At 72.6% G+C, this 21150-nt stretch carries 18 protein-coding genes; 9 read left to right on the forward strand and 9 right to left on the reverse strand.

The annotated features are described in order from the left end of the window. The first annotated feature begins 7 nt into the window (after nucleotides 1-7). Nucleotides 8-856 carry a formate dehydrogenase accessory sulfurtransferase FdhD gene (gene fdhD / locus ACGFZN_RS30260; RefSeq protein WP_393861634.1) on the forward strand — a complete coding sequence of 283 codons (849 nt, stop codon included), beginning with the start codon at nucleotides 8-10 and terminating at the stop codon, nucleotides 854-856. A 258-nt stretch (nucleotides 857-1114) separates the two neighbouring features. On the opposite strand, the gene ACGFZN_RS30265 is transcribed toward fdhD, so the two are convergent. Both ACGFZN_RS30265 and ACGFZN_RS30270 read right to left on the reverse strand, forming a co-directional pair. After that, nucleotides 1115-1636 (reverse strand): isochorismatase family protein, encoded by a 522-nt coding sequence (locus ACGFZN_RS30265; protein ID WP_393861635.1) that lies wholly within the window; start codon nucleotides 1634-1636, stop codon nucleotides 1115-1117. Between the two features lie 19 nt (nucleotides 1637-1655). Beyond that, nucleotides 1656-2093 (reverse strand): MarR family winged helix-turn-helix transcriptional regulator, encoded by a 438-nt coding sequence (locus ACGFZN_RS30270; RefSeq protein WP_393861636.1) that lies wholly within the window; start codon nucleotides 2091-2093, stop codon nucleotides 1656-1658. A 129-nt stretch (nucleotides 2094-2222) separates the two neighbouring features. On the opposite strand from ACGFZN_RS30270, the gene ACGFZN_RS30275 reads away from it, so the two are divergent. Together ACGFZN_RS30275 and ACGFZN_RS30280 are read left to right on the forward strand one after the other, a co-directional pair. Beyond that, on the forward strand, nucleotides 2223-3140 hold the full coding sequence (locus tag ACGFZN_RS30275; protein ID WP_393861637.1) for a zinc-binding alcohol dehydrogenase family protein: 918 nt from the start codon (nucleotides 2223-2225) through the stop codon (nucleotides 3138-3140). A 272-nt stretch (nucleotides 3141-3412) separates the two neighbouring features. Beyond that, nucleotides 3413-5290 carry an exo-alpha-sialidase gene (locus ACGFZN_RS30280; RefSeq protein ID WP_393861638.1) on the forward strand — a complete coding sequence of 626 codons (1878 nt, stop codon included), beginning with the start codon at nucleotides 3413-3415 and terminating at the stop codon, nucleotides 5288-5290. Here the strand turns inward: ACGFZN_RS30280 and ACGFZN_RS30285 are convergent. Next, nucleotides 5240-6256, reverse strand: coding sequence for a bile acid:sodium symporter family protein (locus ACGFZN_RS30285; RefSeq protein ID WP_393861774.1), 1017 nt, complete (start codon nucleotides 6254-6256; stop codon nucleotides 5240-5242). The two genes, ACGFZN_RS30280 and ACGFZN_RS30285, sit on opposite strands and share 51 nt — an antisense overlap. Nucleotides 6257-6424: 168 nt before the next feature. Here ACGFZN_RS30285 and ACGFZN_RS30290 point away from each other — a divergent pair, with 168 nt between their 5' ends. Next, complete coding sequence (locus ACGFZN_RS30290; RefSeq protein WP_393861775.1) at nucleotides 6425-7294, forward strand: LysR substrate-binding domain-containing protein; 870 nt, start codon at nucleotides 6425-6427, stop codon at nucleotides 7292-7294. A gap of 13 nt (nucleotides 7295-7307) precedes the next feature. On the opposite strand, the gene ACGFZN_RS30295 is transcribed toward ACGFZN_RS30290, so the two are convergent. Continuing rightward, nucleotides 7308-8279, reverse strand: a complete 972-nt coding sequence (locus ACGFZN_RS30295) for an Lrp/AsnC family transcriptional regulator (protein WP_393861639.1) — start codon at nucleotides 8277-8279, stop codon at nucleotides 7308-7310. Nucleotides 8280-8402: 123 nt separating this feature from the next. Between ACGFZN_RS30295 and ACGFZN_RS30300 the strand changes: the two genes are divergently transcribed. From ACGFZN_RS30300 to ACGFZN_RS30310, 3 genes are all read left to right on the forward strand, one after another. Next, nucleotides 8403-9920, forward strand: coding sequence for an MFS transporter (locus ACGFZN_RS30300; protein WP_393861640.1), 1518 nt, complete (start codon nucleotides 8403-8405; stop codon nucleotides 9918-9920). A 716-nt stretch (nucleotides 9921-10636) separates the two neighbouring features. Next, entirely contained in the window at nucleotides 10637-12463 is a 1827-nt protein-coding gene (locus ACGFZN_RS30305) for an AMP-dependent synthetase/ligase (RefSeq protein WP_393861641.1), read from the forward strand. A 107-nt stretch (nucleotides 12464-12570) separates the two neighbouring features. Then, nucleotides 12571-13407: an aldo/keto reductase gene (locus ACGFZN_RS30310; RefSeq protein WP_393861642.1), complete on the forward strand. Its 837-nt coding sequence runs from the start codon at nucleotides 12571-12573 to the stop codon at nucleotides 13405-13407. 75 nt (nucleotides 13408-13482) lie between these two features. On the opposite strand, the gene ACGFZN_RS30315 is transcribed toward ACGFZN_RS30310, so the two are convergent. Continuing rightward, nucleotides 13483-14094 carry a hypothetical protein gene (locus ACGFZN_RS30315; protein ID WP_393861643.1) on the reverse strand — a complete coding sequence of 204 codons (612 nt, stop codon included), beginning with the start codon at nucleotides 14092-14094 and terminating at the stop codon, nucleotides 13483-13485. Nucleotides 14095-14303: 209 nt separating this feature from the next. Between ACGFZN_RS30315 and ACGFZN_RS30320 the strand changes: the two genes are divergently transcribed. Then, nucleotides 14304-15011, forward strand: a complete 708-nt coding sequence (locus ACGFZN_RS30320) for a glycoside hydrolase family 75 protein (RefSeq protein WP_393861644.1) — start codon at nucleotides 14304-14306, stop codon at nucleotides 15009-15011. Nucleotides 15012-15024: 13 nt separating this feature from the next. Here the strand turns inward: ACGFZN_RS30320 and ACGFZN_RS30325 are convergent, their stop codons facing one another. Further along, complete coding sequence (locus ACGFZN_RS30325) at nucleotides 15025-15726, reverse strand: SDR family oxidoreductase (RefSeq protein WP_393861645.1); 702 nt, start codon at nucleotides 15724-15726, stop codon at nucleotides 15025-15027. Between the two features lie 110 nt (nucleotides 15727-15836). Continuing rightward, nucleotides 15837-16739, reverse strand: a complete 903-nt coding sequence (locus ACGFZN_RS30330; RefSeq protein WP_393861646.1) for a class I SAM-dependent methyltransferase — start codon at nucleotides 16737-16739, stop codon at nucleotides 15837-15839. Between the two features lie 159 nt (nucleotides 16740-16898). On the opposite strand from ACGFZN_RS30330, the gene ACGFZN_RS30335 reads away from it, so the two are divergent. Then, on the forward strand, nucleotides 16899-17669 hold the full coding sequence (locus ACGFZN_RS30335) for a phytanoyl-CoA dioxygenase family protein (RefSeq protein WP_393861647.1): 771 nt from the start codon (nucleotides 16899-16901) through the stop codon (nucleotides 17667-17669). 38 nt (nucleotides 17670-17707) lie between these two features. Here ACGFZN_RS30335 and ACGFZN_RS30340 read toward each other — a convergent pair whose 3' ends face one another. Together ACGFZN_RS30340 and ACGFZN_RS30345 are read right to left on the reverse strand one after the other, a co-directional pair. Further along, the gene (locus ACGFZN_RS30340) at nucleotides 17708-19453 is read right to left on the reverse strand and encodes a glycoside hydrolase family 6 protein (protein ID WP_393861648.1); all 1746 of its coding nucleotides are present in this window, start codon (nucleotides 19451-19453) and stop codon (nucleotides 17708-17710) included. 48 nt (nucleotides 19454-19501) lie between these two features. After that, entirely contained in the window at nucleotides 19502-20977 is a 1476-nt protein-coding gene (locus ACGFZN_RS30345; protein WP_393861649.1) for a cellulase family glycosylhydrolase, read from the reverse strand. Nucleotides 20978-21150 lie beyond the last annotated feature (173 nt).

Consider the following 21150-nt stretch of genomic DNA (forward strand, 5'->3'; position numbering starts at 1 on the left):
TCAGGACATGGGACGAGTCACGGAACGGCGCAAGGTCCTCCGGATCCGCGACGGGGCGCTCTCCTCCCGGCCGGACACGCTCGTCGCCGAGGAACCCCTGGAGATCCGGCTGAACGGAAAACCGCTCGCCGTCACCATGCGCACCCCCGGCGACGACTTCGCGCTGGCGGCCGGGTTCCTGGTGAGCGAGGGCGTCCTGGCCGCCGCGGACGATGTGCGCAACATCGTGTACTGCGCGGGGGCGACGGTGGACGGGTCCAACACCTACAACGTGGTCGACGTGGTGACCGCGCCGGACGTGACCCTGCCCGACTTCACCCTGGAACGGAACGTCTACACGTCCTCCTCCTGCGGCCTGTGCGGCAAGGCCAGCCTGGACGCCGTCCGGACGACCGCGCGCTTCCCGATCGCCGACACTCCCCCGGTCCGGGTCACCCCGGAGCTGCTGGCGGCCCTCCCCGACCGGCTGCGGGCGGCCCAGCGGGTGTTCGACCGCACCGGCGGCCTGCACGCCGCGGCCCTCTTCGACGAGGACGGCGAACTGCTGGACGTACGGGAGGACGTGGGCCGGCACAACGCGGTCGACAAACTGGTCGGGCGGGCGCTGCGCGAGGGGCAGCTGCCGCTGTCGCGGACGATCCTGCTGGTCTCGGGCCGGGCCTCGTTCGAGCTGGCGCAGAAGGCGGTGATGGCGGGCATCCCGGTGCTGGCGGCCGTGTCGGCGCCGTCGTCGCTGGCGGTGGACCTGGCGGCGGAGACGGGGCTGACCCTGGTGGGCTTCCTGCGGGGCAGCTCGATGAACGTGTACGCGGGCGAGGACCGCATCGCCCTGCGGGAGGCGGCCGCCCAGGGCTGACGCGTCTCCCCGCGGCACGGCGGCGGGGCCCCGGCCGGCGGGGAGCGCCCCCTGCGCCGCCGGGCCCCGCTGTGCCGCTCCCTTTTTTTGCTTCGTTCGCCTTCGGGGGCGCCTCAGCCGGTGTCGGGAGACCCATCGTGCTCAGCGCTTCGCGCCTCCGCGCGTTCGGTCTCCCGACACCGGCGCGCCCCCTGCGGCTCTCTTCGCGGCCGGCGCGTGGGGACAGGGGGCCTTGCTGGGCTCTTGCCGTCGGCCGGGTCAGCCGAAGGCGATCTCGGCCGACCTCGTCACCGTGCCCAGCCTCGGGAAGTCCAGCCGGACGGACGCCTCGTGCTCGGCGGCGGTGAAGGCGGCCATGGCGTCCTCGACGAAGACGAGGTCGTAGCCGAGGTCGGCGGCGGCGCGGGCGGTGGACTCGACGCCGAGGTTGGTGGCGATGCCGCCGAACACCAGGGTGGTGACGCCGCGTTCGCGCAGCCGCTCGTCGAGGCCGGTGTCCTGGAAGGCGCCGATGGTCCGCTTGACCACCTCCAGGTCGCCGGGCCGGGCGAGGCCGGGCACGAGCCCGCTGCCGGGCGGCTGTTCGGCGACCGAGGGGCGTTCGACCCGGACGAGGACGACGGGCGCCCCGGCGGCGCGGAAGGCACCGGCCGCCTCTTCGGCGGCGGCCAGCACTTCGGTGCCTTTGCGGGGTTCCAGGGGCAGCGCGACGATCCGTTCCATCAGGTCGATCAGGACCAGGGCGGTGCGCTGCGGGTCGAGGAGGGGAGCTGCGGTCATGACGGAACGTTAGCCGCCGTCAGCCGTCCGTGCCGGAAATCCGGATCAACAGCCCCATGAACTGATCGCGTTCGGCGGCCGACAGCGGGGCGAGCAGCTCGTCGTTGGCGGCGCGGGCGGCCTTCTCGCAGCGGGCGAGGAGCCGGGCGCCGCCGTCGGTGAGGGTGACGGCGTTCTTGCGCCGGTCGCGGGGGTCGGGGGCGCGCAGCACATGGCCGGCGGACTGCAGGTCGTTGAGGACGCCGACCAGGTCCTTGGGGTCGAGGCCCACGCTGCGGCCGAGGTCGGCCTGGGCGACGGGCTGCAGGTCGCGGACGGCGGAGAGGACGACGTGGTGCCACATCTTCTGCCCTTCGGCCGCGAGGGCGCCGGCGACCAGGGCGCGGCCGCGGGCGGCGGCACGTCCGAGAAGCCAGCTGGGCAGGGAGCGGATCGCGGACAGGGGTGCTTCGGCCATGGCGGGAGCCTAGCCGAGAAAACGTTGGAGTTCCCAACGAATCTCCGCTACCGTTGGGCCTCCCAACGAATTCATGGGTCTCCCCAACGATCGCTGTGCCGGGTTCCCCTGGCCGTGGAGGTGTGTGCGATGCGTCGCGTCCGGTACGAGTCCGCCGGCGGCCCGCTGTTCCTGGAGGAGGTCCCCGTGCCCGAGCCCGGCCCCGGGGAGCTGCTGGTGCGCTGCGCGGCCGTCGGGGTCACCCTGCCCGTGGTCCGCAAGGTCACCGAGGCCGCGGAGCCGATCGCGCTGGGCGGAGAGGTCGCCGGCGAGGTGGTGGCGGCCGGTGAGGGCGTCACCCGCTTCCGGGTGGGCGAGCAGGTGACCGGGATGTGCTTCGGGCACGGGTACGCCGACTTCGCCCTGCTGCACGAGGCCATGGCCTCCCCGATACCGGACGGCGCGGACGCCGTGGACGCGATCGCGCTGGTGCGCAGCGGCCTGGTGGCGTACGGGGCGCTGGAGGCGGCGCGGCCGGCACCGGGCGAGGCGGTCCTCGTCACCGCCGCGGCCGGCGGGGTCGGTCACCTCGCCGTGCAGCTGGCGCGGGCGCGGGGCGCCGGACGGGTGGTGGGAGCCGTGTCGGCTCCGGAGAAGGCGGAGTTCGTCCGCTCGCTCGGCGCGGACGACTGCGTCCGGTACGGCGGCGGCAGTTGGGGGGATCCCGTCGACTGCGTCCTGGACGCCGTCGGCGGCGACCTGCTCACCCCCGCCCTCGCCGCCCTGGCCCCGTACGGCCGGCTCGTCGCCTACAGCTCGGGCGGCGGCACCGTCCAGGCGTACGACCTGCTGGTGGGCGCCAAGTCGGTGACCGGGTTCCAGATGGCCCTGATCGCCCGCGGCCGGCCCGACCTGTACGAGCGCTGGCGCCTGGAGCTGTGGCGGCTGTTCGCCGAGGGCACCCTGAAGCCCGCCGTGCACGCCGAGTTCGCCCTCGAGGACGCCGCGAAGGCGCACGAGACGATCGAGCGGCGGGCCAACCTCGGCAAGGTGGTGCTGCGCCCGTAGGCCCTGTCGTCAAACTCCCTCCCCCAGCCTCAGGCCGGGGGATCCCAGAGCACGCACCTACGGCATGCATCAGCTGCTTCGCAGCGGGCGCGAGGCCCGCCCCCCGGGCGGACGGCGGGAGCTCGACGACAGGACCTGGGCGCCGCGCGGGTTCTGTGCGCTGCACGCTTCTTGTGGGGCGCCCCGGCCCCAACTACCGTCGAAGTTGCGCACGTTGGACATGGGATGTCCGGATGTCCAGATGTCCGGCCGACGAAGGGCCAGGTCCCGTCATGCCGTCAGGTCTACGCGCCCGCCTCAGAGCCGTACTCGCCACCGCGCTCGGCGTGGCGGCACTGCTCGTGGTGCCGCTCGCAACCCCCCACCCCGCACACGCGGAGTCCCCCGCCACCGCTCCCGAGTTCGACCAGCAGATCCTCTTCAAGGCGTCCCAGGACCCCGGTTACGCCTGCTTCCGCATCCCCGCGCTCGTGCGGACGGCCGACGGCACACTGCTGGCGTTCGCCGAGGGCCGGGTCCTCAACTGCGGCGACGCCGCCGACATCGACATCGTGGTCAAGCGCTCCACCGACGGCGGCCGCACCTGGGGCCCGCTGCAGGTCGTCAACGACGGCGGCGGCGACACCCACGGCAATCCGGCGCCGGTCGTGGACCGCGCCACGGGCCGGATCTGGCTCGCCGAGACGTACAACACCGGCCGTACCGACAGCGCCAGTTGCCAGGTCCCCTGCGACCGCACCCCGCACCTTCAGTACAGCGACGACGACGGCCGGACCTGGTCGGCGCCGCGCGATCTGAGCCCGGAGATCCTGCCCGCCGACTGGAACTCCTGGTACGCGACCGGCCCGGTGCACGGCATCCAGCTGACCAGGGGCCGCTACGCGGGCCGGCTGGTCTTCGGGGTCAACGCCGAGACCTGGAACGGCACCCGGGTCACCGCCAACCACGCGGCGCTGATCGTCAGCGACGACCACGGCGGCCACTGGCGGACCGGCGCCACCGACACCTGGCCCATCGCCGACGACGGCACCTTCCGGCAGAAGCCGTCCGAACTGACCCTTGCCGAGCGCGGCGACGGCTCGGTCCTGGTCAGCGGCCGGGAGCAGGACGGCACCGATCTCGGCCACCGCACCCAGGCGGTCAGCCGCGACGGCGGCACCAGCTTCACCGCGCCTTTCCACGACCTGCCCGACCTGTACGCCCCGCAGGTCCAGGGCTCGCTGCTGCGCCTCGGCGACCGGCTGCTGCTGGCCTGCCCCGCCGACCCCGACCGGCGGCGCACCATGATGATCCGCTCCTCCTACGACGGCGGCCGCACCTGGGACAGCGTCGACCGCGGCACGGTGGTCACCACGGACTGGTCCGGCTACTCCGACCTGGTGCGCGCCGACGCGGACACGGTGGGCCTGATCTACGAGGGCGGCGCGGTGGACGCCCGCGACGAGATCCGCTTCGCCCGCTTCACCGAGGACTGGCTCGCCCCGCGCCGCGGCCCCGACCCGGTCACCGCCGACCTCGCCCCGCACGCCCGTCCGGCCGCGGTGCTCGGCGGCGCCGAGGAGACGGACGGGGTGTCCGGCGGCGCGCTGCGGTTCGACGGCGCCGACGACGCCGTACGCCTGCCGTTCCGCTCCACGCTCCCGCTGGGTGCCGGGGACTTCACGGCGTCGCTGTGGTTCCGGTACACGGCGACGAGCGGGGAGCAGCCGCTGCTGTGGATGGGCGGGGTCGGCACCACGCAGCCGCAGGTCTGGGTGCGCGGGGAGCCGGCGAACCACCGCATACAGGGGCTGATCACCGTACGGGACGGGGCGGCCGCACCGCAGACCGCCTACGTGCGCACGGACACCGCGTACAACGACGGCCAGTGGCATCACCTCGTGCTGCGCCGGGGCGACGGGCGGCTGTCGTTGTTCGTCGACGGTGTGCAGTCGTCCGTCGCCGACGTCCCGGGCTCGGTCAGCCGCAACTCCCCCTTCGGCGTGCACCTCGGCCAGCGCATGGACAGCCGGGCCTTCTACACCGGCGACCTCGACGAGGTGCACGTGTGGGACCGGGCCCTGACCGACGCGGAGCTGTCGGACCCGAGGGCGCTCAGGTCACCGAAGGACACGGTGCTGTGGCTGCCCCTGGACCGCGTGAGCGGCTGACCCGCGGCCGGCGCCCGGGACCCGCTCCGGGTCCCGGGCCCGCCGCTTGGCGATGACCGCGCACACCATCAGCTGCATCTGGTGGAACAGCATCAGCGGCAGCACGGCGAGGGAGGCGTGCGCGCCGAACAGGACGCTCGCCATGGGCAGCCCGGAGGCGAGGGACTTCTTCGAGCCGGCGAACTGGATCGCGATCCGGTCCTCCCGGCCGAAGCCGAGCGCCTTGCCGCCGTACCAGGTCAGGGCCAGCATCACGGCGAGCAGGACGGCCTCGACGACGAGCAGCCCGCCGAGCCGGACGGGGCTCACCTGGTGCCAGATGCCGCGGATCATGCCCTCGCTGAACGCCGTGTAGACGACCAGCAGGATCGAGCCGCGGTCGACCAGCCCCAGGATCTTCTTGTGCCGGGCGACGAACCCCCCGATCCAGCGCCGCAGCACCTGGCCCGCGAGGAACGGCACCAGCAGCTGGAGCACGATCTTGACCAGTGAGTCGGCGGAGAACCCGCCGCCGCTGTTGCCCAGCAGCCCGGCCGCCAGCAACGGGGTCAGGACGATGCCGACGAGGGAGGAGAAGGAGCCCGCGCAGATCGCCGCCGGCACGTTTCCGCGGGCGATCGAGGTGAACGCGATGGACGACTGGATCGTGGACGGCACCAGCGTCAGGAACAGCAGCCCTTGGTAGAGCGGCTGGGTCAGCAGCACCGGCACCAGGCCGCGGGCGGCCAGCCCGAACACCGGGAACAGCACGAACGTGCAGACCAGCACGGTGACATGCAGTCGCCAGTGGCGCAGTCCGTCCAGCGCCTCGCGCGTCGAGAGCCGGGCGCCGTAGAGGAAGAACAGGAAGGCGATCGCCGCCGTGGAGGCCCCGGAGGCGACGTGGGCGGCCGTGCCGTGCGCCGGGAACAGCGCCGCGAGGCCCACCGTCCCGAGCAGCAGCACGATGTACGGGTCGACCGGCATCCAAGTCGGCCAGCGCAGGCGTTTCACGGTGCTCCGATGCGGTGTGGTTCGTTCGGTCCGGGGGCCGAAAGCGCCCCCCTCCATGATCCCCCTCCCACCGCTGTTCGGGAATCCCGTATACCGCTCTGACTGCCATCATGTTCCGTGATGACCGCTAGGCTGGCGGGGGTGTACGACCCCACGCAGCTGCGCACCTTCCTGGCGGTGGCCCAGACGCTGAGCTTCACGCAGGCCGCGCGCCGGCTGGGGCTGCGCCAGTCCACGGTCAGCCAGCATGTCCGCCGCCTGGAGGACGCCACCGGGCGGCAGCTGTTCACCCGGGACACCCACGCGGTGGAGCTGACCGGGGACGGCGAGGCGATGCTGGGCTTCGCCCGCCGGATCCTCCAGGTCCACGAGCAGGCGACGGCGTTCTTCACCGGCACCCGGGTGCGCGGCCGGCTGCGGTTCGGCGCGTCGGAGGACTTCGTGCTCACCCGGTTGCCGGAGATCCTCGAGAGCTTCCGCTACGACCATCCGGAGGTCGACCTGGAGCTGACCGTGGAGCTGTCCGGCACCCTGCACGAGCAGCTGGCCGCCGGGAAGCTGGACCTGGTGCTCGCCAAGCGGCGCCCGGAGGATCCCCGCGGCGAACTGGTCTGGCGCGACGACCTCGTCTGGATCGGCGCCGAGCGGCTGCGGCTGGACGCGGACCGGCCCGTGCCGCTGATCGTGTACCCGCCGCCCGGCCTCACCCGGGCCCGCGCGCTCGACGTACTGGAACGCCAGGGCCGCGAGTGGCGGATCGTGTGCACCAGCGGCAGCCTGAACGGGCTGATCGCGGCGGCCCGCGCCGGGCTCGGCGTGATGGCTCACTCCCGGCGCCTGATCCCGCCCGGACTGTTCCGGCTGCCCGACCGCCACGGCCTGCCGGACCTCGGCAAGGTCGACTTCGTCCTCGTCCACGGACGCCGCCGGGGCACCGCGGAGGACGCCGCGAACGCGCTCGCGGCGGCGGTCCTCGCAGGCGGCGAAAGGCTCCGGCGACGGGGCGACTGACCGGTGCCGGCTGTCAGCGGGGCGCCGGGTACGTCAGTTGTTTGACGCGGCGCAGGAACGGCGTGGTCTCCACGTGCCGGACTCCTTCGAGCCGGCCGAGGGGGCCGCTCAGATAGGCGTACAGACCGGCGGCGTCGCGGGCCAGCACGGTGACGAGCAGGTTGCACGGGCCGGCCGTCGCGGACACCCACGCCGTCTCCTCGTGCGCGGCCAGGGCCTCGCCGACGGAGTGCAGGGCGGCGGGGGCGGCGGTGATCCACAGGATGGCGGCCAAGGGGTAGCCGACGGTCTGCGTCTGGTACTCGGTGTCGATGTAGACCGCCCCGGAGGCCCGCAGCTGCGCCAGCCGCCGCTTGACGGCCGACTCCGAGCGGCCCGTCGCCCGCTGCAGCTCCGGGTAGGAGGCGCGGCCGTCCCGTTCCAGCACCGCCAGCAGGGGTTCGTCCTCGGGTTCGAGGCGGGGCGGTGCCGGGTGGGCCTCCGGCGCGGTGCGCAGGGCCGCGATCTGTTCGCCGGTCAGCGCGCCGAACTTGCGGATCCACCCCGAGGAGCCGCCGTAGAAGCGGTGCAGCAGCTGGTGGGCGCGGATCTCGACGACGCTCGGGGTGCGCGGCAGCTTCCCGAGCAGCAGGTCGTCGTGGTCGGCGGGATGGCGCGGCCGGGTCGCGCACAGCACCTCGGTGCCGCCCGAAGCGAGCCCGATCCACGAGGTGTCGCGGCGCTTGGCGAGGGCCTCGGCGATGGCCGGGGCGCTGTCCGGGGCGCAGCGGATCCGCAGCATCCACTGGTCCTGGCCGAGCACATGGCCGTCCCGCATGGCGACGACCCGCAGACCCGCTTCCGCGCACAGGCGACGGTAGCGGCGCGCGACGGTCTGGTCGGACACGCCGAGCACGGCCGCGATCCGGCTGAAGGGGGCCCGGCCGTCGGTCTCCAGGGCGGCGAGCACCTGCAGGTCGAGCCGGTCGAACGTGTCGGATTCCATCTGAAGCACTGGCTCTCCTGTCGGGTTCCGTCGGCAGCGGCGCACACACACCGGAGATCGGCCGTGACGGGGCCATCGTACGGAGCCGGACAGCAGTCGTACGGGGAAGCAGGGAGTGGGGACATGCGGAGATGGGGGACGCTCACGGCCGTGTGCCTGGGCACGTTCATGTTGTTGCTGGACGTGACGATCGTGGTGGTGGCGCTGCCGGACATGGCCGGCTCGCTGCACGCCTCGCTGAGCGATCTGCAGTGGGTGGTGGACGGCTACGCGCTCGCCCTGGCCGCGCTGCTGCTCGGCGCGGGGGCCGCCGCCGACGTCCTCGGGCGCCGCAGGGTGCATGTGGCGGGTGTCGTGCTGTTCGCGGTGGCCTCGCTGCTGTGCGGCCTTTCCACGGGTCCGGCGACGCTGGTGGCCGCGCGGGCGGTGCAGGGCGTGGGGGCGGCGGCGATGTTCGCGACGACGCTGCCGTTGCTGGGCTCGGTCTACCAGGGCAGGCAGCGGTCGGCGGCGCTCGGCGTGTGGGGCGCGGTGAGCGGCGGGGCCGCGGCGGTCGGCCCGGTGCTGGGCGGCCTGCTGACGGAGGGTCCGGGCTGGCGGTGGATCTTCTTCGTGAACCTGCCGGTGAGCGTCGTCGAGGTGTGGCTGACGCTGCGGGTGGTGCCGGAGTCGCGGGGGCTGCTCGCGGCAGCGGGCTCCCCGGGCGGCCGAGGCGGCGCGTGGGGCAGGGTCGACTGGGCGGGCATGGCCGCGTTCGCCGGTTTCGGGGGCGGGGTGACGTACGCGATGGTGCGGGCCGGCGAGGACGGCTGGACGGCGCCGGGGGCGCTGGCGGCGTTCGGGTGCGCGGCGCTGGCGCTGGTGCTGTTCGTCGTGGTGGAGCGGCGGGCGGCGTATCCGCTGCTGGACCTCGCGCTGCTGCGGCGGCCCGCGTTCGCGGGGGTGCTGCTGGGGGCGTTCGCCTTCAACGGGGTGGCGTTCGGGGTGACGCCCTACCTGTCGATCTGGATGCAGACGCTGCTGGGGATGTCGCCGGTGCGCGGCGGGCTCACGCTGCTTCCGATGACGGTCGCGGCGATGATCGTGGCGGTGCTGGTGGGCCGGCTGCTGCACGGGGTGCCGGCGCGGCTGACCATCGGCGGCGGTCTGCTGCTGATCGGCACCGGGAACCTGTGCCAGGCCGTCCTGGACGCGGGTGCTTCCTGGACGGCGCTCGCGCCCGGGTTCGTGCTGGTCGGCGTGGGCACCGGGTTTGTCTCGCCGACGGTGGCCGGGGCGGCGCTGGCGGCGGTGCCGGCGGAGCGGGCCGGGATGGCGGGCGGCGCGGTGAACACCGTGCGGCAGCTCGGGTACGCGCTCGGGGTGGCCGTCTTCGGCGCCGTCGTCACCTCCCGGATGTCCGGCACGCTGCCGGGCGGCGCGGCACACGCACTGGCCGGCGGCGCGGCGGGCGCGCTGCGCGGCCGGGTGCCGGAGCACACCCTGCGCGCGGCGTTCGCGTCGGGCCTGAACGGCGCGCTGCTGGTGGCCGGCCTGGCGGGCATGGCCGCGGGGGCGCTGGTGCTGCTGCTCGTGCGCCCGGACCGCGCGGCGACGGAACGGCCCTCTGGGACGCGCCATCCGGAACCGGCCCGCCAGTGACATCCGGCCCCTCGGGCGCGGCAGCCGCGCACGGCCCGCCCTGAGCGGGGCACCGGGAACGCCTGCCCTGAGGTGGGATGGACACCGGGAACGCGCGACGCGACCCGCCACCGGCCCGGCAACACCGGAACCGCACGGCCCGCCCTGAGCGGGGCGACCGGGAACACGCGACGCGACCCGCAACCGGCCCGGAAGCACCGGAACCGCACAGCCCCGCCCTCAGCGGGGCGACCGCGAAGGCTCGGCGCGGCCTGCCCCCGGCGAGGCGCACCGGAAGGGCGCGGCCCGGGCCGGCGAGGCGGCACGGGAACCCTCGCCCCGGCCCCGGCGGGAGCGGCACAGGAACCCGCGCCACGCCCCCGGCGCAGCGCACGACCCGACCCCCGGCGGGGGCGGCACCGGCACGCCCGGTGCCGCCCCCGCCTGCGTGTCGTCCCGGTTCCGGCGGCCGCCGGGTATGCGGTGATGGCGGCGGTGTGGGCCGTAATCGCCGCGTACAGATTCGGTGGAGATTACGCCACCGAAACTTACTGACCCGTCAGTATTGTGTCCGGCCCCTCCCCTTGTACGGGCATTTTCCGGTCACTGCCCTGGGGAAACGTGATGTTTATGCGGTTTCCTACCCTCTCCCGCCCCGTGACGGCGTGGGGTAGCTTTCACCGCGCTGTGCCGAGCATCACGGGCGTGACCATGCAGCGAGGATCGGGGAGCGAGGTTTGCGCGAGTTCACCAACCCGCCGCTCACGTCGGCACCGCCGGTGGGCGGTCTGGCCGATGTGGTCTTCGAGCATGCCCTGACGGACCCGACGCACGTCGCCCTCGGCCGCAAGGACGCCGCCGGGCGGTGGCGCGACGTGACCGCCGCCGAGTTCCGCGACGAGGTCATGGCGCTCGCCAAGGGCCTGCTGGCCCGCGGCATCCGCTTCGGCGACCGCGTCGCCATCATGTCCCGCACCCGCTACGAGTGGACCCTGTTCGACTTCGCCCTGTGGTCGATCGGCGCGCAGGTGGTGCCGGTCTACCCCACGTCCTCGGCCGAGCAGTGCTTCTGGATGCTGTACGACGCCGAGGTGTCCGCGGCGATCGTGGAGCACGAGGACCACGCGATGACCATCGCCACCGTCATCGACCGCCTCCCGCAGCTGCGCCAGCTGTGGCAGCTGGACTCGGGCTGTGTGCAGGAGCTGTACGACGCCGGGGCGCATCTGGACGACGACGTGGTGCACCGGCACCGGCAGGCGGTCACCCCGGAGTCGACCGCCACCGTCATCTACACCTCGGGCACCACCGGCCGACCCAAGGGCTGCGTCCTGTCGCACGGGAACTTCATGTTCGAGGCCGACACCATGATCGGGCGCTGGGAGCCGGTGTTCCACTCCAAGAAGGGCGACGAGGCGTCCACGCTGCTCTTCCTGCCGCTGGCGCACGTCTTCGGGCGGATGGTGGAGGTCGCCGCGATCCGCGGCCGGGTCCGGTTCGGGCACCAGCCGCAGCTCAACGCCGCCGCCCTGCTGCCGGACCTGCAGGCGTTCAAGCCGACGTTCATCCTGGCGGTGCCGTACATCTTCGAGAAGGTGTTCAACGCGGCGAGACGCAAGGCGGAGAAGGAGGGCAAGGCGGGGCCCTTCGAGAAGGCGGTCGACATCGCGGTGAAGTACGCGGAGGCCGTGGAGGCCAAGGCCTGGGGCATCGGGCCCGGACCGTCGGCGGGCCTGCGCATGCAGCACCAGATCTTCGACAAGCTCGTCTACTCCAAGGTCCGCGCCGCGATGGGCGGCCGTATCCGCAACGCGATGTCCGGCGGCTCGGCCATGGACCGCCGGCTGGGGCTGTTCTTCGCGGGCGCGGGTGTGCAGATCTACGAGGGCTACGGACTGACCGAGTCGACCGCCGCGGCCACCGCCAACCCGCCCGAGCGCACCCGCTTCGGCACCGTCGGCCAGGCCATACCCGGGACGACCGTGCACATCGCCGACGACGGGGAGGTCTGGCTCTACGGCGGCCACGTCTTCCAGGGCTACCTCAACAACCCGAAGGCCACCGACGAGTCCCTGCACGACGGCTGGCTGGCCACCGGCGACCTCGGCTCGCTGGACGAGGACGGCTATCTGACCATCACCGGCCGCAAGAAGGAGATCCTCGTGACCTCCGGCGGCAAGAGCGTCTCCCCCGGTGTGCTGGAGGAGCGGGTCCGCGAGCACCCGCTGGTCAACCAGTGCATCGTCGTCGGCAACGACCGCCCCTACATCGCGGCCCTGGTCACCCTCGACCTGGAGGCCGTGGAGCACTGGCTGCAGATGCGCGGCAAGCCCGTCATGAGCCCGGCCCAGCTGGTGCGCGACGCGGATCTGGAGACGGAGGTGCGGCGGGCGGTGGTCGCCGCGAACACCCTGGTCTCCCAGGCCGAGTCGATCCGTACCTTCCGCATCCTCGCGCAGCCGTTCACCGAGGAGCACGGCCTGCTCACCCCGTCGTTGAAGCTGAAGCGGAAGGCGATCGAGAAGGCGTACGGCAACGAGGTCGAGGCCCTTTACCGGACGTGAGACTTACCGGACGTGAGACGTCCTCGGCGCCGTCAGGAATGCGGCGCGGCCCGTGATCGTTGACCATGGGAGTACCAGCTGTCGACAACCGAAGGATCACAAGGCTCGTGAGCAGCAAGGTCCCCCCGATCATCCTCAACAACGGCATCGAGATGCCCCAGCTGGGCTACGGCGTCTGGCAGGTGCCGGACGACGAGGCCGAGCGGACCGTCGCCCTGGCGCTGGAGGCCGGGTATCGCAGCATCGACACCGCGGCCGTCTACGGCAACGAGGAGGGCACCGGCAGGGCCATCGCGGCCTCCGGCCTGCCCCGCGAGGACGTCTTCGTCACCACCAAGCTCTGGAACTCCGACCACGGCTACGACGCGACGCTGCGCGCGTTCGACGCGTCGCTGGCGCGGCTGGGCCTGGACTACATCGACCTGTACCTGATCCACTGGCCGCTGCCGGCCCGTGACGCCTACGTCGACACCTACAAGGCGCTCGAGAAGCTGCTCGCCGACGGCCGGGTCCGTGCCATCGGCGTGTCGAACTTCCTCAACGAGCACCTGGAGCGGCTGATCGCCGAGACCTCCGTCATCCCGGCGGTCGACCAGATCGAGCTGCACCCGCACCTGCAGCAGCACGCCGCCCGCGAGTTCCACGCCGAGCAGGGCATCGCGACCGAGGCCTGGTCGCCGCTGGGCCAGGGCAAGGGCCTGCTGGAGGTGCCGGCGATCGTCGCCATCGCGCAGAAGCACGGCCGTACGCCGGCCCAGGTGGTGCTGCGCTGGCACATCCAGCTCGGCAACATCGTGATCCCGAAGTCCGTGACGCCGTCCCGGATCAAGGAGAACATCGAGGTCTTCGACTTCAGCCTGGACGACGAGGACCTCGCGGCGATCAGCGCGCTCAACGAGGACCGGCGCCTGGGTCCGGATCCGGCCACGTTCGACATGGGCTGACGCCGGCGCCCGCACACCGCGGCCGTCCGCCCCGCGGCACAGCGGGGCGGACGGCCGTGCTTCGTCACGGGCGGGTCACTCGCCCCGGACGTCCGCGTGCAGGACCTCGAACTCCTCCAGGGTGACCACGGTGGCGTGCGCCTTGGCCGCGCTCTCGCGCCGTACCGCGGCCTGGCGGGCGCGGCTCCCGGCGAGCGAGGGGCCGTCGGCGAAGAGGACGCCGGTCATGCCGTGGCCGCGTTCGCGGTCCAGGAACAGGGCCGCGCCGGCGAATCCGGGCAGCACCTCCAGCCGTGGCAGCACACCGGCGTGGAAGGTGCCGGCGGCCAGGTCCGCGTCGGCGGGGTCGCACTCGAACCGGGTGATCCGCACCCCGCCGCCGGTGAGGGGGCCGCGCCCGGCGTGCAGGACGGCGGCCTCGAAGTTCTCGACGGCGACGGTCCCGGCGAAGGGCTGCAGCAGCTCGGGCCGCCGCACGCTCATCACCTCGTCGCTGTTGCGGCGCGCCTCGGCGGACTCCCACCAGCTGACCGTGAGCAGCTTGCCCAGCTCGCGGTCGACGAAGACGCCCGCACCCCGGTAGCCGGGCCGCTCCTCCAGCAGGTCGTGCCCGCGGGTGTTCAGGGCCCCGACGGCCAGGCCCAGCCGTGCCGGGTCGCCGGTCGCGTACACCGTCCGTACGAACATGCGCCTCGCCTCCCGGAACCGCGACCGTGCGGCCGACGGTGGCTGATATATCCGGAAAAGTGGTTTTCTCCAGTCTTGCCACGGTCACAAATCACCGCAATGCGCATAGGTTTCGGGAGCCCGTAGCCGAAGGGTTGACGCGGACATGCACACGGGTCCACGGTGTACGGCACAGTAAGGAAACTTTCCTAACAGAAGGGCCCCCCACAGTGCGCCTTCGAACCCTGACCTTCGCCGCGGCCTCCTCGGCCGCACTGCTCGCCGCGGGAGTGCTGCCCGCGCAGGCCTCCGCCGGCGCGGCGGCCCGCACCGCCCCCGCCTCCGCCCGGGAGGGCTCGGTCAGCGCGGCCGACCTGCTCGCCAAAGTGAAGACCTGCTCGCAGATATCGAACGGCAAGTACAGGACCGACGACGAGACGTCGGCCACCGTCCCCGTGTGCGGCAAGAACGGCGCGGTGTTCTGGAAGGCCGACATGGACATCGACTGCGACGGCCAGCGCACCGCCAACTGCAACGAGAACCGCGACCCCTGGTACCAGGACGACACCGCCTTCCACCAGTCCGACGGCAAGCCGCTGAAGGCAGAGTCGCTCCCGTACGTCGTGGTGCCCAGCTCCAGCGGCATCTGGAACTACGCGAGCGCCGGCATCAAGGGCGGCGGCGTGGTCGCCGTCGTCTACGGCGACAAGGTGGAGTACGCCGTCGTCGGCGACACCGGCCCCCAGAAGATCATCGGCGAGGCGTCGTACGCCACCGCCAAGGCGCTCGGCATCGACCCCGACCCGAAGACCGGCGGGGCCGACTCCGGCGTGACCTACATCCTGTTCAAGAACTCCAAGGTCTCCCCCATCGAGAGCCACAGCGCCGCGGTCTCTCTCGGCGACCAGCTGGCCAGGCAGTTCATCGCGAACAACTGACCGGCCGGGTACGTCAGTTGGGCTGACCCAGCGGACGTACGACCACGGTGTTGACGTCGACCCCGGCCGGCTGCCGGATCGCCCAGACCACCGAGTCGGCGATCTGCTCGGCGGTCAGCAGGTGCCCCGGGGGCAGGCTGCCCAGGCCGTCCCAGAACGGGGTCTCCACCCGGCCGGGGGCGACCAGCGTCACCCCGATCCCGAACTCCGTGACCTGCCTCCGGGTGTTCTCGGCGAGACCGGTGACCGCCCACTTGGTGGCGCCGTAGAGGTTGCCCGGGGTGTTCACGAACCCGGCGACGCTGCCGACCAGCACGATCCGGCCGCGGGACTCCTTCAGCGCCTCGACCGAGGCCCGGATGAGCAGGGCGGGGCCGAGGACGTTGGTGAGCACCATCTCGGGCCAGCCGGCCGGGTCTCCGTCGGCGACGGTGTCATGGGTGGCGAAACCGGCGTTGGCGACGACCGTGTCCAGCCGGCCGTACGTCTTGAGCGTCCGGCCGACGGCATCCTGCACATCGCCGAACTCCGCCGCGTTCCCGGCGATCGTCAGCAGTTCCTCGGGATTCCCGAGCGCCTCGGCGAAGTCCCGCAGCCGGGACTCGGTGCGGCCGGTGACGGTGACCCGGTGCCCGGCGGCGAGCAGTCGGCGGGTCACGGCGGCGCCGATGCCGGTGGCGCCGCCGGTGACGAGTGCGACCGGAGAGTCGTTCATGGTGGGGTCCCCCTGTGTGTCGGTGAGACCGGGAGTCCATCACTTGGAGCGCTCTCCATGTCAAGCGCGGTCGCCCGCCGTGCGGGCCCGTGGCCGCGGGGACCCGTCGCTCACACCGGCCGCACGGCCCGGTGCACCGTGTGGGCCGCCAGCACGAACACGTCGGGGCGCCGGTGGACGCTGCGGGGGTCGGCGGGGTCGAGGAGGCGGTCGAGGGTGGCGACGTCGTCGGCGTCGAGGGCGTCGGCGAGGACGTCCCGCAAGCGGGTCAGCGCGGCGGCGACGAAGGCACGGGCCCGGTCCGGTACGGGGGCGGGGATGTCGAGGAGGAAGCTGCGGGTGCCCGTGTGCTTCAGGCCGGCCGCGGTCAGCAGGGCCGGCCAGTCCTCGGTCTCCGCGACCGCGCCGGGCAGCTCGGCGCGCATCCGGGCGAAGCGCTCCTCCTGGACGGCGTCCAGCCGGGCCTGCAGTCCGGGGCGGCCGAAGCCGATGTCACGGGGCAGATAGCGGGCGGGCAGGCCGCCCTCCAGGATCGCCAGTGTGCCGCCGGGGACGAGCCGGGCGCCGAACGCGGCCAGCGCGGCCCTCTGGTCGCCGAGGTGGTGCAGGCTGCGGCTGGCCCACAGCAGGTCCGCCGGATAGTCCAACTCGGCGAGCGACTCCGGAAGTTCACCGGCGAGCGTGTCGAAGCGGTCGGCGACGCCCTGGCGGGCGGCCCGGTCCCGGGCGCGCTCGAGGAGCGGTGCCGAGCCGTCGGCGGCGACCACCCGGGCGCCGGGGAACGTCTCGGCGATCAGACAGGAGATCACCCCGGGCCCGCTGCCCGCGTCCACGATCAGGCCGGGCTCGGTCACCTCCTTGCCCAGCCAGGCCAGGGCGCGCGCGTACGCCGGGGCGAACACCTCGGCCTCCGTCTCCAGCGTCGCGGCCATCGCGGCCCAGTCGATGTCGTCGCCGTGGGCGTGGCCGTGACGGGCGTCGTGGCCGGGGTGGGCGTGGTGGTCGTGTGCCATGGCGGTCAGCCTCTCGCTCGGGTGCGGCCAGGGTGCGACGGCGCACGGGAGCGGTGCCAGTTTCCTTGCCGGTGCCGCAAAAAGTTGCCGATGCCGCAAAAAGGGACGCGTGGGAAAAGGGGGTGCGCGCGGGCGGGAAGGGGGCCAGCATGGGGGCCCGTGGACGACGCGCTGGTGCACCGCTTTCTCACCGACGGCTTCGTGAAGATCGAGGGCGCGGTCCCGGCCCCGGTCGCGCGGGAGTGCGCCGCGCTGCTGTGGCGGGAGACCGGGTACGACCCGGACGACCCCGGCACCTGGAAGGACCCGGTGGTGTGGGTCGGGGACATGGCCCAGGAGCCGTTCGACGCGGCGGTCAACTCCCCTGTGCTGCATGAGGTGTTCGACCTGCTCGTGGGCGAGGGCCGGTGGGCGCCGCGCCATTCGCTGGGCTCGTTCCCGCTGCGCTTCCCGCACACCGAGGAGCCGGACGACGCGGGCTGGCACATCGAGGGCAGCTATCTCCCCGAGGGCGAGAGCTGGTACTTCGCCAATCTGCGCTCGCGGGACCGCGCCCTGCTGATGCTGTTCCTGTTCAGCGAGGTCATCGAGGCCGACGCCCCGACGCGGATCCGGGTCGGCTCCCATCTGGACGTGCCCCCGGTGCTGGCGCCGTACGGCGAGGCGGGGGCGTCCGTCCTGCGGCTCGGCCCCCAGGTGGCGAGGGCATCGGCGCACCGCCCGCTCGTCCACGCCACCGGCCGCCCCGGCGACGTCTACCTCTGCCACCCCTTCCTGGTGCACGCGGCCCAGCCGCACCACGGCACCCGGCCGCGTTTCATGGCGCAGCCCCCGCTGCATCCGGCGGCGCCGTCGGAGCCGGAGCCGGAGCGGGCGGACGGGGCGTACTCGCCGGTGGAGCGCGCGATCCGCCGGGGCCTCGGGCGCTGACACCCGGAGCCCCGGCGGCCGTTCACCGCGTCAGGGTGTCACGACAGCGGCGGGTAGGCGTTCTGCATCAGCTGCTGGAACTGGGCGGAGAACCAGTGCCCGGCCAGCGGCGCGTTCGGCAGGGCGCCGGTGGGGTTGTTGCCGTTGCGGGCGTTGCCGCCGTACGTCGGGTCGCACATCTGGTCGAAGCCCTTGCCCTCGTCGTTGGAGATGGCGCTGCTGGACCCGTCCGACTCCCCCGGCGGCTTGACCCACACGTAGGCGTCGATCCCGGCGGCCGGGGCCGCGGTCGGGCGTTCGCCGAGGCCGGCGCCGCTCTGGTTGCACCAGTTGCCGACGTGGATGCGCCGGTCGATGCGGCTGCCGTTGACGTAGTCGTCGACGGAGGTCAGCGGGCCGGGGCCGGTGGGCCGGGCGGAGCCGCCCCAGCCGTTGCGGGAGGTGTCGATCAGCATGCCCAGACCGGAGTTGAACCCGGCCGCGATGAGCTTGTCGCGCAGCCCGAGGGCGTACGACTGCTCGTCCACGTACTGGTTCCAGTCCACCCACTTCGACTGGCGCACGGTGGTGCCGTTCACGGTGTCACCGACCTTGAAGTACGGCTCCTTGGTGGGGCTGTAGTTGGCCGTGTTGACGATGAAACCGGTGACGTCGTTCACGCTGGCGCCGTTGCTCGTGGCGACCTTGTAGAACTCCTGAACGGACGGGCCCAGGTTGGTGTCCCAGCCGAGCCAGCCGTGGTGGCCGGCGTCGATGTAGTTGTAGACGTTCGGGATGGCGCCGAGCTTGTCCAGGGCGTAGCTGACGCCCTTCTCGTAGTTCCCGTTCGCCTTCATGGTCTGGCAGTTGGCGGTGCTGGTGTTGGTGCCGCCGGCGTTGGTGACCAGGTTGGGCAGCGAGTCGGGCTCGATCACGGTGGCGATCCGCAGGCCCGCGTACTTCGAGTCGGAGAGGATCGAGGCGATCGGGTCGATGTACTGGGTCTTGTACTTGTCGATGTCGTCGGGACCGAGTTCGCCGTTGGAGGCGAGGGCGGCGCAGTCGCGGCCGGGCAGGTCGTAGATGACGAGCTGGACGACCAGGTCGCCGGAGCCCTTCTGCTTCAGCGCCTCGTCGAGGTGGTCGCGCAGGCCCATGCCGCCGTTGACGCCGTTGATGGTGGCGATCCGGTCGAGCCAGACGGCGGTGGGCTGGTTGGAGATGCGGCTGCCGCCCGGTTCGGCGGCGGCGTGGGCCGACCACTCGGGGTTCACATAGACCTTGGCCCCGACGTAGGGGTTGTCGGCCTTGCTGCCGGTGCCGCCGCCCGTGCCCCCACCGCCGGTGCCGCCGCCGCCCGTTCCGCCGCCGCCGGAGCCGCTGCCGTCGTCGACGTTGCAGGTGACGCCGTCGAGCGTGAACGTGCCGGGCACGGCGTTGGTGCCGCTGTAGGAGGCGTTGAAGCCGAAGCTGACCGAACCGCCGGTCGCCAGTGCGCCGTTGTAGCTCGCGTTGGTGGCGGTGACGGCGGTGCCGCTCTGGCTGATCTGCGCGTTCCAGCCGTTGGTGACCTTCTGGTTGCCGGCGTAGGACCACTTCAGCGACCAGCCCGACTTGGCGGCCGCGTTGTTGGTGATGGTGACGGCGGCGGTGAAGCCGGTGTCCCACTGGGTCTGCACCTTGTAGTCCACAGTGCAGGGGACGGCCGCCGCCGCGGCGGACGCCGGGCCGGTGCTGAGCGCCGTCCCGGAGGCCCCGGCGACCAGTGCCAGGGCAGCGAGCAGTGACGTTCTGGTACGACTCATGAGTGCGGGTTCCTTCTGTCGTCCGATGCGGAACTAGGGGTTTTCGGATCAGGGATTGAGGGCGCGCAGGTGGTCGCGCAGCCCGGCGCCGTAGGCGGTGGGTGTGCCGTCGTAGGCGGAGATCAGGGACGGCCCGGAGGAGCAGTCCCAGGTGTTCCAGGTCCAGCCCAGGTAGGACAGGCCGTGGTCGTCGAACCACTTCATGACCTGGTCGGTGAAGGCGTGCGCGCAGGTGTTCTCGCCGATCTCCCCGGCGACCAGCGGCGCCTGGGCCGCGACCGGGGCGAGCGTGGAGTTCCAGCAGCTCTCACTCGCGCAGGAGTTGAAGTTGTACGCGTGGTAGGCGGCGGCCAGGTTCCCCGTGGGGTCGGACGGCTTGTACGCGTTCCACTGGCCGAGGTCGTTGGAGTACGCCAGGCCGCCCGCCATGACGACGTTCTTGGCGCCGGCGCCGCGGACGGCGTCCACGAGGTCCTGCATGCCGGCGACCTCGTAGGAGATCCCGGGGCAGGTCCCGCCGTCCCGCCAGCACTTCCAGGCGTCGGTCGCGCTGGAGGTCGCCCGGTCCGGATAGGGCTCGTTGAACAGGTCGAAGACCGCGGCCGGGTCGTCCTTGAAGGTGCCGGCCACCGACGCCCAGAAGGACGGGCTGTACTGCATGTCGGGCATCGGCTTCTGGCAGGTGGCGTGGACGTCGGAGCAGCCGGCCGAGTTGCCGGTGTACTGCCCGTAGGTCCAGTGCAGGTCGAGGATCGGGGTCATGCCGTGCGCCTCGACGCGGGCCACCAGGTCCTTGACGGCGTTGATGTAGTTGGCGCCGCCGTACTCGGGCTTGATGTCGGAAAGTCCCAGCCAGCACTCCTCGTTGAGGGGGATGCGCACGGCGTTGGCCTTCCAGTCGGCGATCGCTGCGATCGCCGTGTCGTCGACCGGGCCGTCCCAGATGCCGTAGCCCTGGACGCACATGAACTCGCCGCCGGAGCGGTTGACGCCGAGCAGGCGGTGCGCGGTGCCGCCGGCGTCCACGAGCTTGTTGCCGGAGACGTGCAGCGCGGGTGCGCCGGTGCCGCCCGAGGGGGGTGGTGTGGTGGGCGGCGGGGTCGGCTCGGTGTCGGTGTTGCAGGTGGTGCCGTTGAGCTTGAACACGGTCGGCGCCGCGTTCGACCCCGACCAGGAGCCGAGGAAGCCGGCGGTGACGCTCGCGCCGGTGCCGAGGGAGGCGTTGTAGCTCTCGTTCCCTGCGGTCACCGTGGTGCCGGACTGGGACCACTTCGCGTTCCAGCCCTGGGTCACCTTCTGGCCGTCGGCGAAGTCGAAGGTGAGCGACCAGTTGCCCAGCGCGGCCCGGTTGTTGGTGAGGGTGACCGAGCCCTGGAAGCCGCCGGCCCACTGGTTGGTGACGGCGTACTGCACCGTGCACGCGGGGGTGGCTCCCTGCGCCGACACGACCGGTACGACCGCGCTCCCGACGAGCGCGACCGCACCGGCGGCGGCTAAAAGTACTGAACGCGGGGGGTGTCGCATGAGCGACTCCTTGCAGTTGGGCGCGCCGTGACAGGCGCGTCGACTGACTGGAACCGCTCCCACTGGTGCGAAGGAAGGTAGCGCCAAGTAGCCGTCTTGCACAGGGGAGTTACCGACTTTTCCGCAACCGCCCAGGTCGAATCTTTTCGACTCTTCAAGCACCTTGACCGCTC

This window comes from Streptomyces sp. NPDC048192 (assembly GCF_043202415.1).
GTDB lineage: Bacteria > Actinomycetota > Actinomycetes > Streptomycetales > Streptomycetaceae > Streptomyces.